A 12153-nucleotide genomic window follows, 5' to 3' on the forward strand; every position below is an offset into this window, starting at 1 on the left:
CATGACTGATAACACGTACGCAGCCGCTGGCGTTAGCATCGAAGAAGGTGACCGCGCGGTCACTTTGTTTGCCCCGCACGCAAAGCGCGCTACCCGCCCGGAGGTTATGGGAGGCCTCGGCGGATTTGCCGGCCTATTCAAGCTAGGGAAGTACAACGAGCCCATCCTGGCGGCGGGATCTGACGGCGTGGGCACCAAACTAGCGGTAGCCCAGGCCATGGACAAGCATGACACCATTGGTATTGACCTGGTGGCAATGTGCGTAGATGACCTGGTGGTCTGCGGCGCGGAACCACTGTTTTTGCAGGACTACATTGCCGTGGGCAAGGTAGTACCGGAGAAGGTAGCGGAAATTGTTAAGGGTATCGCTGAAGGCTGCGTCCAGGCTGGCTGTGCGCTGCTGGGCGGGGAAACCGCTGAGCACCCCGGTGTGATGGGCGCGGATGAATACGACGTCTCCGCTACTGCGGTGGGCGTAGTGGAGGCGTCGGAACTGCTGGGCCCGGATAAGGTCCGCGAGGGAGATATCCTGATTGCTATGGGGTCATCAGGGCTGCACTCAAATGGCTACTCTTTGGCCCGCTACGTATTGCTGGAGCAGGCCGGCTTGCCACTTGACGGCCACGTTGAGGAGCTGGGCCGCACCCTCGGTGAGGAACTGCTAGAGCCCACCCGTATCTACGCCCTGGACTGCCTGGCGTTGGCCAACGAGTGTGAGGTCTCTACCTTCTGCCACGTCACCGGAGGTGGTCTGGCAGGAAACCTAGCGCGCGTGATTCCCGAAGGTTTGACCGCACACGTCAGCCGCGCTACGTGGACTCCGGGCCAGATCTTTAAGACCATCTCCTCGGTGGGCAAGGTCTCCCTCCCCGAGATGGAAAAGACCTTCAATATGGGGGTGGGCATGATTGCCATCGTGTCCCCGGAGGACCGTGACCGCGCTATGGCTATGCTGGCTGCCCGCCACGTGGACGCTTGGGAACTGGGGCATATCACCAAGGCTCAGGAGGCAGATGAGGCGCGTGTGGAGATGACTGGCGAACACCCCAACTTCTAGGACCCTAGGGCCCACCCCGGTGGGTTCGTTTTCTCACAGCAAAAAGCCACCCCGCGGGGTGGCTTTCTTGCTAGACGGAGGTTGTTACACCGGCGTTCCTACTGCTGGCCGGAACCCTTGCTATCCCATTCTTCGTCTCCATATTTGGCATAACGAGAGTGGTCATCAGGGTAATCAGTGTAGTCAGCGTAGAGTTTCGCGTAGTCCACCTCATCGTCTTCTTTGTCCTGGCTGTTGCTAGGTTTTTGCGAAGCAAGCTCACGTTGCAATGACGCCAGATCCATGTCCGGAGTATTGTACTTGAGCTGGCGTGCAACCTTGGTCTGCTTTGCCTTTGCGCGTCCGCGTCCCATGTGCATGACCCCCTTGAGGTGTGTGGAAAGCTATCCAGGGAATGTTCGGATGCTCCATCAACTTTGTCTGTTTTAGTATCTTCCTTTTAAATACAATAGCCTGTATCGCGGAAAAATTCCGCACCACACCCCTCAACTGGGAAAATGCGGGGCATTTAGCGCCCCCGCAGCCGTTGTTGGGCAGCGCGGCCAGCCTTTGGACCCTCATCCTGGGGGATGGTGCCCTGTTCCACCGCCGCGGCCACGTCCCCAATCTGTAGCGGCCCGCCCAGCGCCGAGCGTTTTACCAGCGCTAGCGCCACCGGGCCGAAGTCGCAGTCATCAACAACGGTTCCCAGGCGGCCTACCCGGCGGCCACCACTGGTGATATCGGCACCAGGGATGGGCATGGTGGGTGCCGAGCCGTCCAAATAGACCATGACCAGCAGCCGGGGGGAGCGGCCTATATTTTCCACCCGCGCCACCGTCTCCTGCCCGCGGTAACAGCCCTTATTGAGATGAACAGCCCCGGGGTGAGGCGCGCGGCCAATCCACTGCGGAACCTCGTGCGCAATAGCCTTGCTATCCAAATCAGCTGCCAACTCCGGTTCCCGGGCGCGAACTCGTTGGGCAGTATAGGCCATTAGCCCGGCCAGCTTTCCGCCTTGACCTTCCAGTTCCGCTACTGCGGTTTCCAGTTCTCCGCGTGGCACACCGAAGTCCGTTTGCGGGGCCGCCAGCTCCGTTGCCGGAGGCAGGGTGCGGGCAAAAACCGCAGCCGAGCATTCTAGTGGAGCGCCCAGCACGCTCAGTACCGCGATGTCTGCCTCCGCGACGGTTACCTGAGACCAGAAGATCATTTTGGTCAGGTAGTCCAGGAGAGAAGGAAACTCTGCTGCGGGGGTATCAAGGTAGAACGTGCCGTCTTTGGACACTGCCACCCCCATGGTGTGCAGGATACGGCCCTGGATGTCCATGTCCAGGGCCTGGGCGCTATACCCGGGGGCGGTATCGTCAAGTTTTTGTGAAAGCAGGTTGTTTAGAAAGCTGGGCGCGTCTGGTCCTGCGACCGAAATCACGCGGCGGTGTGAGCGGTCGATGATGGCCCCGCTATCTTCGACAAAGCGCTGCTCCACCAACGGATTTCCGTAGTGCCAGGCCACACCGGCGGCGTCGATCGGTGAATCTTCTTGCAAAGTAGCTGCCCCTGCGCGGGTTAAAAGTGGTGAAGCATAAGTCATGGTGCCCATCGTAGGGCATAATTGGTTGTATGCTCCCCATCATTTACGTAGTTGAGCCATTTGGTGGCTCAATCCGCCGTCACAACCCAGCTCTACCACTTGTCTTTCCGGATGATGCGGGGATTACAAGAGGTGAGGGAATCTTTGAAACGCTGGTGCTGAACCAGGGGCAGGCGTTTAACGTCAACCGCCACCTGGAGCGGTTCAAAGCCTCCGCCTTGGCCATGGATCTGCCGGACCCTACTGAATCGAAGTGGGTAGAGGCTACCTTGGCGGCGCTGGAGGAGTTTGGCCTCGGGGAGGGCAAATGCACCTGGATCTACACCCGGGGGCGCGCATCCACCGGTATTCCCACCGGCTGGGTCAGCGTGGAGCCCCTGGACGCGGAGCTGTTAGCGCAGCGGGAAAAAGGTGTTAAGGCGGTGAGCCTGGAAAATGTGCGGCAGTTCCCCGGCGCGGTGGGGGCTAAAACCCTAAATTACGCGTCCACCATGGCGGCGCTGCGCCAGGCCAAGCAATCCGGTGCGGATGAGGTCATCTTCCTGGACTCGGACGGCCACGTGTTGGAGGGCTCTCGCTCTAGCGTTATCACGGTAAAGGGCAAGAAGCTCCGCACGCCCGATGCCCCCGGGATCATCAGCGGCACCACCCAGGCCGCCCTGTTTGAGCTAGCTCAGAAGGACGGTTACCGCTGCAAGGCCAAGGTTATGGATACTGAATATCTGCGGGGTGCGGACTCTGTGTGGTTGGTGTCTTCCACCCGCGGGCCGGTGCGCGTGACCCACCTGGATGGGGAGAAGCTGGCCAAGCCCGCGGATGAAGCAGAGCTTAAGAAGTTGATGACCAAGGCGATGTACGCCGAGGGCTAGCCTCCCGGGCGCGGGGCTTGGTGGGGCGGCCGGTGAAGCCAGCCGGTGGAGCCGGGCCGCGGGGCGGCCGGTGGAGCCGGGCCGTGGGGCCAGCCGGTGGGGTCGGGCGGGAGGAATCCTAGCCGGCCACGCGGGTGAGCTCAGCGGACATGTAAGGGCGCATTTCCCCGTCCACGAGGCGTTCATCCACCCAGCCCAGGTTGTTATTGGGCATGAGGCCGTACATGCGCTTGCCGGGGCCAAGCGCCTGCGGCCCGGTTTCGGTGACCATGGTGGAGGCGGACTGCAGCGACCAGGCGCGCTCGTTGAAGGGTTCGCCGTAGAAAATCTCTACGATTCCGTTGGAAGAGGTGTAGGTCATCTCAATGTCATCGCTGGGGGAGATGCGCCAAAAGCCCGTCTCGCGGACGTCGGGGCCCTGCGCTTGGCCTTCGGAATCAAGGCGCCAGGTGCGGGAGGAGAAAGTCAGGTACTCCTGGCCGTCGTGGGCAATGATGAGCTGCTGGCCAAAGGAATATTCCTGCCCCTTGGCGTCATGGCCCTGGCCTTCGCCCTGCCACACGCCCACGAGGGGGAGAAGCCCCAGGAGGGCGTCGTGCAACGATGGGCCTTGGCGCAGGTTGGCGGTGTCATCGGGCACCGGCGTCTCACCAAGTCCGATTGCTGGGATGTTGCGTCCAGCGGCGTCTTTCCACGCCTCCGCAGCCTGGTTTACGGCCTGATTGCCGTCGAGCTTTTTAGGATCATTTTCTGGGTGAGTCTCATTCATGGGGCAAATTCTACTAGGCTTGGTAAACATGCGCGTAATGCTTATAACTAATCCTAATTCCACCTCCCAAGACTCATCCGTCATGCGGCACGTATTCCCGGCCCTTGATGCGGTAGAGGGGGCGGAATATTTTGTCCGCCTGACCCAATACCCCGGGCATGCGGAAGAAATCGTCCAGGACCTCACCCGCGAGGACTATGACGTAGTGGTAGCCGTGGGCGGTGACGGCACTGTCAGTGAGGTCATTAACGGCCTGTTGGGCTCCCCGGATGACCCCCGTGACCCGCAGGAGGTCCCGGCCCTCGGAGTGGTCCCCACCGGGTCAGCTAACGTTTTTGCGCGCGCACTGGGCTTTTCCGGATTCCCCGAAGACGCCGCCGTAGAGCTTGCCCAGACCCTGCGGGACAATTCCCGCCGGACCATCCGCCTGGGCGTATGGGAAACCCCATCGGACGGTGAGCAACGCTGGTTTGGCGTCAACGCCGGGTTCGGGATTGACGCGGACGTGCTGGCGGCGGTGGACAAACAACGCGCTAAAGGTCACGCTGCCACCCCGGCTAGGTACCTGTGGATTACGGTCAAGACCTGGCGTGACGCCCTGCGCAACCCCAAGCGCATCAAGGTTCAGGCAACCAACGGAAAGAAAGAGATTTCCCTGTCCGGGATGCCTTTGATCTTTGCCTCCAACACCAACCCGTGGACATTCCTGGGCCCGGTTCCGGTGGTAACCAACCCGGGCAACTCCTTTGACAAGGGCCTGGGGCTTTTTGGGCTGAAGTCTTTGCAAGGATGGTCCGGTCTGGCTGGGCTCTTCCACCTGTTCGGCGCGCATATGTTCTCCAGTGACGAGGTGGTCACTATGGACGACGTGCAGGAGCTAGAAATGCAAGTTCCGGACGAAGCCCGGTTCCAAGCTGACGGGGAAGTGGTGGGCAAATGTGACTTAGTCAAGCTTTCTTCAGTGGCGGGGGCTATTGAGGTTCTTGCTCCCCAGTAATTCTCCCGGCCTCATCAAAGTGGCCGTCAATTTCCAGCGGGGATAGGCTCCGGTCGCGCAACGTGACCTCGCGGCGCTGCACCTCAAAGGAAATTGTGCCCCCGCGCATGCTTACTTTGGTGGCCCGGGCAGGAAGCGGCAGCCGGCGGGTGTCTACCTGGTAGCTAAAGGCTTCCGCTATCCGTTGGTCGGTGGTGTCCGGGCGCATGTAGAACATGGCGCCTTCGAGCCGCAGGGACACTTCCACGGTGGTAGGGGTTTCATCGCCGGGAATGGTGCCGGTTAGCTCCGCCTCCGCGGATTGGCCGCCGGAGGGGGAGATATTTTTAGGATTGGATATGGAGATATCATCCATGCCCAGTAGCCGGCCGAGCGCCACGCCGTCCAGGCTAATGGAGCGGGACAGGGTGGACGCGGAGGCACCGCTGAAATCCCCGGACCACACTTGAGCAGTGGAAACGTCTACGTCGCGCAGAACGGTGGCGGCGTTGACTAGCCCTAGCTCGGGAACTTCGACGTCCAGCGCGTGCACCTCCACCAGGGGTATCTGGCCGGTGACCAGTGCACCGAGGTAAGGAAACCCGCCAATGTAGGTCGCGGGCGTAGCTTCTAGATTACTGGCCTCGCGGGTGCGCGCGGCCAGCTGGCGCTCTGCGTTGATGGCCGCCGCGGTATCGCCTAAAAACACCAGGCTAAGGCCGGCAACTGCGGCAACAATAGATTTTTTGGCCTTCACTCTTCACATCCTATCTAACAACAGTTGTGGCAGAGTGGAGACATGGAGCAAGTGAAGAAATTATTGGCAGAAGCGGCCGCAGCGGACGGTTATGAACCGCTGTCCGAGCAGTTCGTGCTGGGCCTTACGGATTCCCGGCTGGGCCACCAGCACGTGGTGCGCAAGCAGCAGGGGCGCGTGATTGGTTTATGGGCCCACGACGGCCAGACGGCGGAGATGGTGGTCCACCCTGATCACCGCCGCCAGGGGATAGGTTCAGCATTGCTTGCCAAAACCCCCGTGGCGGGTGCCCCAGTATGGGCCCACGGCAACATCCCGGCCGCGCAGGGGTTTGCGCACGCACACGGGCTTAAAGAGCAACGGCGTTTGCTGGTGATGAAGATTGCGGGCGCTGATTTGCAGGCGGTGGCGGTGCGGCCGGAAACTGAGTTGGAGGTGGCGGACTACGCGGTGTCGGCGGCAAAGTTTGGCCGGGACGCTGTGGACCATGCCTGGGTGGCGGCCAATAATGAGGCCTTTTCCTGGCACCCAGAGCAGGGTGGCTGGGATACCAGCCGGCTGCACCGCGCCATGGAGGCCAGCTGGTTCGATCCGGAGGGCGTGGTAATGCTGTGGGATGGGAAGAAGCTGGCGGGCTTTCACTGGACTAAGTGGCACGGCGGGGGCCTGGGGGAGGTCTACGTGGTGGGCTTAAGCAACGCCTACCGGGGACAGGGCCTGGGCGCGCCGCTACTTCATGCAGGCCTGGAGCATTTGCATAGCAAAGGGGCCACGGAGGTCATCTTGTACGTGGAGGCGGACAACACCCCGGCCGTGGCGGCCTATGAAAAGCTGGGCTTTGCGGTCAGTGAGGAGCACGTGCTCTACGGCGCTTAGCGCGGGTGCGTGTGGGGCAGTTTGCGGGGCCCGGCGTGGGGGTTCATACAAAGTTTGTCAATGTTCACACTTTGTTCACCTCCACGCACCACTGGGGTTAACCGGGCGCGGATAACTTGATGTGCTGTGAGCGAAAAAGGCTGGGTTCCCAAACCCGGAATCTAGCCCCGCTCGGACATTTCTTTATCTCAACTGGAAGGTTTCCCGTGATTCGCAATTTCAAGCGCACCGCCGCTATCTTTGGCCTCGTTGCCGCCACCTCTACCGCACTTGTAGCCTGTAATGAAACCTCAGGGTCCACTGATGGTGACGCGGTTGCGGACGGCAACGGCGATCTGGGTGGCACCCTCGTCGGTGAGGGCGCTTCCTCGCAGCAAAACGCCATGGATGTTTTTGGTATCGCATTCCAAGAGGCATATCCCAACGCCACCTTGTCCTACACCCCCTCCGGGTCCGGCGCTGGCATTGAGTCCTTCATCAACGGAACCGCCATGTTCGCTGGCTCTGACTCCCCGCTGAAGAAAGACCAGCCGGAGAAAGCCAAAGAACGTTGTGGCGGCAATGACGCGTGGCACCTGCCCTCCGTTATCGGACCGGTTGCCATTGCATACAACCTGCCCGGCTCCGAAGGCCTGAACCTCTCCGTGGACACCGTGGCCAAGATCTTCAAGGGTGAAATCACCAAGTGGGATGACGCCGCCATCAAGGCTGAGAATGAAGGCGTAGATTTGCCTTCCACCGACATCAACGTGGTTTACCGCTCCGATGAATCCGGTACTTCCGCAAACTTCCAGAAGTTCCTGGCCGCCGCCACCGGCGCATGGGACGGCGAAGGCAAGCAGTTCCCACAGGAAGTTGGCGCTGGCGCTAACGGTTCCTCCGGCGTTGCTACCGAGGTATCCAGCATTGAAGGTGCCATCACCTACGTAGAGGCCGGCTTTGCTAAGGATCTGGGCCTGGGTATTGCCAACATTGACTTTGGCAACGGCCCAGTAGAGCTCAACGACGACTCCGTGGGCAAGGCCCTGGACAACCTGGCTTTCGAAGACACCGGTTCTGAGCACAACATGGTTGTGGACGCGGACGCGCTGTTTGCTTCCGACGGTGAAGGTTCCTACCCACTCATCCTGACCACCTACAACATTGTTTGCTCCGCTGGCTATGATGAGGAAACCTCCAAGCTGGTCAAGGCATTTTTCACCACCGTTCTGGATAACCAGAATGATGACCTTGCTGCCCGTGGTTTCATCCCAGTCTCCGGTGGTCACGCTGACCGCCTGAAGGCTGCCATCGACGCAGTCGCGTAACACGCCACCTTGGCTAGCGCAGCTTGAATCCCCGCCCCCATGCGCCACCTTGGCTCGATGGGGGCTGCGGTATTTCTTTTAAAATTTTTCCATTATTTTCCGTTGCAAAGGATTTCCCAGTCTCATGGCAGACAGTAACCTCACCACGGCGCCGTCGAACGAGCAGGAGACTGTTCTTACGGCCTCCCGCCCCGGTGTCACTTCAGATAGTCCGGAGCACTCTCCGGAGATAAAGTCCGAGGTCAAGCGCCCCGGAGATCAAATCTTTGAGTTCTTCTCCACCGCGTCCGCCACCCTTATCACCGTGATGATTGCCGCCATCGGTGCTTTCCTCCTTTGGCGCGCTATTCCCGCAATCGCCGTGAATGAAGGCGGCATCATGGGCTTTTTCACCTACGGCGGGCGTTGGGACACCACCAACGTGGAGGCCATGAAGTTTGGTATTCCCACGTTGTTTGCCCACACCGTGCTGGTGTCAGTTGTGGCATTGCTCATTGCCATGCCCATCGCGCTTTTCGTAGCCATCTTCTTGTCCAACTACGCCCCCAGCAACCTGGTCAAGCCCCTGGGGTTCCTGGTGGACATGCTGGCTGCCGTCCCCTCCATCGTCTACGGTCTGTGGGGCTGGCAAGTCCTGGGCCCAGCGCTATCCGGCTTCTACACGTGGATGGAATCCTGGGCCGGTGGTTTCTTCCTCTTCCACACCTATGACAACTCACCGTCTTTTGCAACGGGCCGCAACATCCTCACCGGTGGCATCGTTCTAGCAATCATGATTTTGCCTATCATCGCCGCCACCGCCCGCGAGGTATTCGTGCAAACCCCTCCCGGTCAGGTTGAATCCGCGCTGGCTTTGGGCGCTACCCGCTGGGAAGTGATCCGCATGACGGTCCTGCCTTTCGGTCTGTCCGGTTACATCGCGGGCTCCATGCTGGGCCTGGGCCGTGCGCTGGGTGAGACCATGGCGCTGTACATGGTTGTTTCCCCACTGATTGACTTCCGTTTCTCCCTATTCGATGGCGGCACCACCTTTGCTACCGCCATCGCGTTGGCTGCAGCGGAGTTCGGTAATGAGATGCGCGCCGGTGCCTACATTGCCGCCGGCCTCATGCTCTTCCTGCTGACCTTCGTGGTCAACGCCCTTGCCCGCTCAATCGTGAAAAACAAGTAAGGAGTGGTGGAGATGACTACTGCAACCACAATCGCAACCCCAGTTTCCAACCCCACCCCGTTTACCGGGATCTCCGGCTCCCGCAAGCTGACCAACAACATAGTTACCGGCATCGTTTGGTTTGCCATGCTCTTGGCACTCGTCCCGCTGGTGTGGGTGCTCGTTGACCTCATCGTGCGCGGAACCGGTCCCATGCTTTCATCTGAGTGGTTTACTTCCTCGCAGCGCGGCGTACCGCTCAACGTCTTTGGTGGCGGTGCACTGCACGCCATCATTGGTACCTTTGTCCAAACCGCCATGGCCTCGCTGATTTCCATCCCCATCGGTGTGTTCACCGCCATCTACCTGGTGGAGTACTCCAAGGGTGGTTTCTTGGGCCGCATGACCACCTTCATGGTGGACATCCTCTCCGGTGTCCCGTCCATCGTTGCCGCCCTGTTCGTATTCGCCATGTGGATCACCTTGTTCGGGTTCGAGCGCTCCGGCTTTGCCGTGGCCCTATCCCTGGTTCTACTGATGATTCCCATCGTGGTCCGCAACACTGAGGAAATGCTGCGCGTGGTCCCCATGGACCTGCGTGAGGCAACCTACGCCCTAGGCGTACCCAAGTGGAAGACCATCGCGCGGATTGTCATCCCTACCGCGCTGTCCGGAATTGTTACCGGCATCATGCTGGCCGTAGCCCGCGTCATGGGCGAGTCCGCACCAGTGCTGGTCTTGGTGGGTTCCACCCAGGTCATGAACTGGGACCCACTGTCCGGCCCCCAGTCCTCGCTGCCATTGATGATGTTGGACATGTACAAGGCAGGCGCCCTGCCGGTGGTCTTGGACAAGCTCTGGGGCGCGGCACTTACCCTGGTGCTCATCATTGCCCTGCTCAACATCGGCGCGCGCCTTATCTCCGCGAAATTCTCTGTCAAGAAGTAACCCCACAAATTTTCCCCGCACAGGAGTCAGAAATGTCCAAGCTGTCACTAAAAGACGTCAACATTTACTACGGCGATTTCCACGCAGTACAAAACGTCAATCTAGAAATCCCCGCACAAGCCGTCACCGCCTTCATCGGCCCCTCTGGCTGCGGCAAGTCCACCGTTCTGCGCACCATCAACCGCATGCATGAGGTTATCCCTGGTGCCTCCGTCAAGGGTGAGATCCTGCTGGACGGCAACAACATCTACGGCCCCAAAGTGGACCCCGTATCCGTCCGCAACACCATTGGCATGGTATTTCAGAAGCCCAATCCTTTCCCCACCATGTCCATTGAGGAAAACGTAGTAGCCGGCCTGAAGCTCTCCGGTGAAAAGAACAAGACCAAGCTCAAAGAAGTCGCGGAGAAATCCCTGCGCGGCGCCAACCTCTGGGATGAGGTCAAAGACCGCCTGGATAAGCCCGGCGGCGGCCTGTCCGGCGGCCAGCAGCAGCGCCTGTGTATTGCTCGCGCCATTGCCGTGGAGCCGGAAGTTCTCCTCATGGATGAGCCCTGCTCCGCTCTGGACCCCATCTCCACCCTGGCCGTAGAGGACCTCATTCACGAGCTGAAGGAAAACTTCACCATCGTGATTGTTACCCACAACATGCAACAGGCCGCCCGCGTATCCGATAAAACCGGCTTCTTTAACCTGGAGGCCACCGGCAAGCCCGGCCATCTGGTGGAATATGACGTGACCAAGAACATCTTCGAGAACCCCTCTGAGAAGGAAACCGAGGACTACATCTCCGGCCGCTTTGGCTAGAACGCCACCGCAGGAAACATCCCCCGCGCACCCTCACAGGTGCCGGGGGATTTCCCGTTCCAAAGCCCCGCGTAGCGCCTGACGGAGCATAAGGGACAAAAGTGTGTCTACATCAGCGTGTGCCGTTTATGGGCCGCTGTTACGGGTTTCCCGCTGCGTTATTGCGGCCAGGGAGCTGGGTGCAGGGAGCTTGGTCCTGGGTGCGGGGAGCTGAGCTGGGGCCGTGGGCTTGTCCACCGTGGCGGAGCCAGGGGAGTAGGTGGGGGTGGCGCGGAAGCTAGCGGCGGGTAACCACCAGAGCGCTTTAGCGGCGGAACTGGCGTTCCAGATCCGCAAACCTTAGCTCAATTTGTTCCTTGCGGCTGGCTTCGTCTTTCTTAGCAAGGTACTGATCCGGCTGCAAACCGGTGGTGAGGTACACGATGCGGGATGAGACGTTGACTGCGTGGTCCGCAAAACGTTCGTAGAACCGGCACAACAAGGCCATGTCTACGGCTTCGCGTGCGGTTCCCGGCCAATCGCGCAAGGTCAAGATAGTCATGATGTGTTCATTGATGTCATCAATGGCGTCATCATCTTCCCGCAGCGCTAGCGCGGAGTCCGCGTCAGGGTTGATAAGCAGCTCCCGCGTCTGGTGGAGTAGGTCGGTGCATAGGCGGGCGAGTTCCCTGAAATACCCTAGGTATTCCGTGGGGATGGCCGTTTCCGGGTGGCGGCGGCGCGCGGCTTTGGCCACGTGGTTGGCTAGTTTGCCCATCCGGTTGAGGTCTTCAACGATGTAGATGGAAGACACCACCTGACGCAGGTCCGTGGCCAGGGGGTTTTCCAGGGCCAAGAGGCGCACTGCCCGTTCTTCGCAGCGCAGACGGATAACCTCAAGGTCATCCCGGGTAGATAAAGTTTCCTCAGCGGCCTGCAAATCAGAGTCCAACAAACCGCTGGTGGCCAAGCCAAGCATCTGCTCAACTTTGTCACACATGACAATTAGGTCGTGGGAAAAGTTATCAAGACGTTCACGGTAGGCAGTACGCATGAGCCTATCTTACAGCCAGGTGCCACCACCTG

At 60.0% G+C, this 12153-nt stretch carries 13 protein-coding genes; 8 read left to right on the top strand and 5 right to left on the bottom strand.

Annotation, left to right across the window (positions count from 1 at the left end):
- Position 1: 1 nt before the first annotated feature.
- Entirely contained in the window at positions 2-1057 is a 1056-nt protein-coding gene (purM, locus tag F4V58_RS02000) for a phosphoribosylformylglycinamidine cyclo-ligase (RefSeq protein WP_075732925.1), read from the top strand.
- Between the two features lie 98 nt (positions 1058-1155).
- Here purM and F4V58_RS02005 read toward each other — a convergent pair whose 3' ends face one another.
- Together F4V58_RS02005 and ygfZ are read right to left on the bottom strand one after the other, a co-directional pair.
- Entirely contained in the window at positions 1156-1410 is a 255-nt protein-coding gene (locus F4V58_RS02005) for a DUF3073 domain-containing protein (RefSeq protein ID WP_075732927.1), read from the bottom strand.
- Positions 1411-1565: 155 nt separating this feature from the next.
- Positions 1566-2630: a CAF17-like 4Fe-4S cluster assembly/insertion protein YgfZ gene (gene ygfZ, locus F4V58_RS02010; protein ID WP_075736396.1), complete on the bottom strand. Its 1065-nt coding sequence runs from the start codon at positions 2628-2630 to the stop codon at positions 1566-1568.
- Positions 2631-2659: 29 nt separating this feature from the next.
- Here ygfZ and F4V58_RS02015 point away from each other — a divergent pair, with 29 nt between their 5' ends.
- Positions 2660-3499, top strand: coding sequence for an aminodeoxychorismate lyase (locus F4V58_RS02015; protein ID WP_075732929.1), 840 nt, complete (start codon positions 2660-2662; stop codon positions 3497-3499).
- A 118-nt stretch (positions 3500-3617) separates the two neighbouring features.
- On the opposite strand, the gene F4V58_RS02020 is transcribed toward F4V58_RS02015, so the two are convergent.
- Entirely contained in the window at positions 3618-4268 is a 651-nt protein-coding gene (locus tag F4V58_RS02020; protein WP_075732931.1) for a heme-binding beta-barrel domain-containing protein, read from the bottom strand.
- 37 nt (positions 4269-4305) lie between these two features.
- Between F4V58_RS02020 and F4V58_RS02025 the strand changes: the two genes are divergently transcribed.
- Positions 4306-5265 carry a diacylglycerol/lipid kinase family protein gene (locus F4V58_RS02025; protein ID WP_245803015.1) on the top strand — a complete coding sequence of 320 codons (960 nt, stop codon included), beginning with the start codon at positions 4306-4308 and terminating at the stop codon, positions 5263-5265.
- On the opposite strand, the gene F4V58_RS02030 is transcribed toward F4V58_RS02025, so the two are convergent.
- Positions 5240-6001: an LmeA family phospholipid-binding protein gene (locus F4V58_RS02030; protein WP_075732933.1), complete on the bottom strand. Its 762-nt coding sequence runs from the start codon at positions 5999-6001 to the stop codon at positions 5240-5242. The two genes, F4V58_RS02025 and F4V58_RS02030, sit on opposite strands and share 26 nt — an antisense overlap.
- Before the next feature lie 42 nt (positions 6002-6043).
- On the opposite strand from F4V58_RS02030, the gene mshD reads away from it, so the two are divergent.
- From mshD to pstB, 5 genes are all read left to right on the top strand, one after another.
- Positions 6044-6877 (top strand): mycothiol synthase, encoded by an 834-nt coding sequence (gene mshD / locus F4V58_RS02035; protein ID WP_084559649.1) that lies wholly within the window; start codon positions 6044-6046, stop codon positions 6875-6877.
- 206 nt (positions 6878-7083) lie between these two features.
- A complete protein-coding gene (gene pstS, locus F4V58_RS02040) occupies positions 7084-8184 on the top strand; it encodes a phosphate ABC transporter substrate-binding protein PstS (protein ID WP_075732937.1) in 1101 nt (366 codons plus the stop codon).
- A 124-nt stretch (positions 8185-8308) separates the two neighbouring features.
- Positions 8309-9355 (top strand): phosphate ABC transporter permease subunit PstC, encoded by a 1047-nt coding sequence (gene pstC / locus F4V58_RS02045; RefSeq protein WP_075732939.1) that lies wholly within the window; start codon positions 8309-8311, stop codon positions 9353-9355.
- Positions 9356-9367: 12 nt separating this feature from the next.
- Positions 9368-10282 (top strand): phosphate ABC transporter permease PstA, encoded by a 915-nt coding sequence (gene pstA, locus F4V58_RS02050; protein ID WP_075732941.1) that lies wholly within the window; start codon positions 9368-9370, stop codon positions 10280-10282.
- A gap of 32 nt (positions 10283-10314) precedes the next feature.
- Positions 10315-11088, top strand: coding sequence for a phosphate ABC transporter ATP-binding protein PstB (gene pstB, locus F4V58_RS02055; RefSeq protein WP_075732943.1), 774 nt, complete (start codon positions 10315-10317; stop codon positions 11086-11088).
- Positions 11089-11392: 304 nt separating this feature from the next.
- Here the strand turns inward: pstB and phoU are convergent, their stop codons facing one another.
- Entirely contained in the window at positions 11393-12121 is a 729-nt protein-coding gene (gene phoU / locus F4V58_RS02060) for a phosphate signaling complex protein PhoU (protein WP_075732944.1), read from the bottom strand.
- Positions 12122-12153 lie beyond the last annotated feature (32 nt).

This window comes from Corynebacterium phocae, assembly GCF_008693075.1.
In the GTDB taxonomy this organism is placed as follows: Bacteria; Actinomycetota; Actinomycetes; order Mycobacteriales; family Mycobacteriaceae; genus Corynebacterium; species Corynebacterium phocae.

What these genes read in the sequence shown, in the direction of transcription:
- F4V58_RS02015 (WP_075732929.1), top strand. Translation starts at nt 2,660, where the DNA reads ATGCTCCCCATCATTTACGTAGTTGAGCCATTTGGTGGCTCAATCCGC.
- pstC (WP_075732939.1), top strand. Translation starts at nt 8,309, where the DNA reads ATGGCAGACAGTAACCTCACCACGGCGCCGTCGAACGAGCAGGAGACT.
- F4V58_RS02005 (WP_075732927.1), bottom strand. Translation starts at nt 1,410, where the DNA reads ATGGGACGCGGACGCGCAAAGGCAAAGCAGACCAAGGTTGCACGCCAG.
- F4V58_RS02020 (WP_075732931.1), bottom strand. Translation starts at nt 4,268, where the DNA reads ATGAATGAGACTCACCCAGAAAATGATCCTAAAAAGCTCGACGGCAAT.
- ygfZ (WP_075736396.1), bottom strand. Translation starts at nt 2,630, where the DNA reads ATGACTTATGCTTCACCACTTTTAACCCGCGCAGGGGCAGCTACTTTG.
- pstA (WP_075732941.1), top strand. Translation starts at nt 9,368, where the DNA reads ATGACTACTGCAACCACAATCGCAACCCCAGTTTCCAACCCCACCCCG.
- phoU (WP_075732944.1), bottom strand. Translation starts at nt 12,121, where the DNA reads ATGCGTACTGCCTACCGTGAACGTCTTGATAACTTTTCCCACGACCTA.
- purM (WP_075732925.1), top strand. Translation starts at nt 2, where the DNA reads ATGACTGATAACACGTACGCAGCCGCTGGCGTTAGCATCGAAGAAGGT.
- pstB (WP_075732943.1), top strand. Translation starts at nt 10,315, where the DNA reads ATGTCCAAGCTGTCACTAAAAGACGTCAACATTTACTACGGCGATTTC.
- mshD (WP_084559649.1), top strand. Translation starts at nt 6,044, where the DNA reads ATGGAGCAAGTGAAGAAATTATTGGCAGAAGCGGCCGCAGCGGACGGT.
- F4V58_RS02025 (WP_245803015.1), top strand. Translation starts at nt 4,306, where the DNA reads ATGCTTATAACTAATCCTAATTCCACCTCCCAAGACTCATCCGTCATG.